Here is a 652-nt window from a genome sequence, read left to right as displayed (position 1 = left end):
GGGCCTTGTACACACCGCCCGTCACACCATGGGAGTTGGGTCTACCCGAAGATGGTGCGCTAACCAGCAATGGAGGCAGCCAGCCACGGTAGGCTCAGCGACTGGGGTGAAGTCGTAACAAGGTAGCCGTAGGGGAACCTGCGGCTGGATCACCTCCTTTCTAAGGATGTGTCTTGCAGACTGACATGTCAGTCTCGTGACACACTTAGCAGCAGCAAACAAAGCTGCATATCAGACCGGACCGTCCTCATATCTCTTCAAGACAAAAGGTAGCACGCTGCAGGTATATTTGCCTGAAGCTGCATCCTGATCGGGGCCTTAGCTCAGCTGGGAGAGCGCCTGATTTGCATTCAGGAGGTCAGGAGTTCGATCCTCCTAGGCTCCACCATCAGATCCGGTGGATCTGCCGTAAGCAGGATCGTCCTGAGCAGACACGCGCCCTGATCATATGTATTGGCATTGGGGTCGGTAGCTCAGGTGGTTAGAGCGCACGCCTGATAAGCGTGAGGTCGGAGGTTCAAGTCCTCCTCGACCCACCATTGCCAACGCGCTCAAGTAGCGAAGCGGTAGCGCAGTTACAGATTGCCGACATGATCATCAAGCCAGCTTGTTTGCTGGTTTGATCGTCCTGTCGGACGCAGGAAGGGTTCGG

The 652-nt window shown here is 55.8% G+C and carries 2 tRNA genes and 1 rRNA gene; all 3 read left to right on the top strand.

The annotated features are described in order from the left end of the window. A 16S ribosomal RNA gene (locus ACTIEN_RS22280) occupies nucleotides 1–160 on the top strand; the annotation flags it as partial. A 152-nt stretch (nucleotides 161–312) separates the two neighbouring features. Next, a tRNA-Ala gene (locus tag ACTIEN_RS22275) sits at nucleotides 313–388 on the top strand. Between the two features lie 74 nt (nucleotides 389–462). Beyond that, a tRNA-Ile gene (locus tag ACTIEN_RS22270) sits at nucleotides 463–539 on the top strand. The last annotated feature ends 113 nt before the right edge of the window (nucleotides 540–652 follow it).

Source organism: Marivita sp., from assembly GCF_051859345.1.
Taxonomy (GTDB): domain Bacteria; phylum Pseudomonadota; class Alphaproteobacteria; order Rhodobacterales; family Rhodobacteraceae; genus Marivita.
This window is presented reverse-complemented; position numbering and strand designations above follow the sequence as displayed.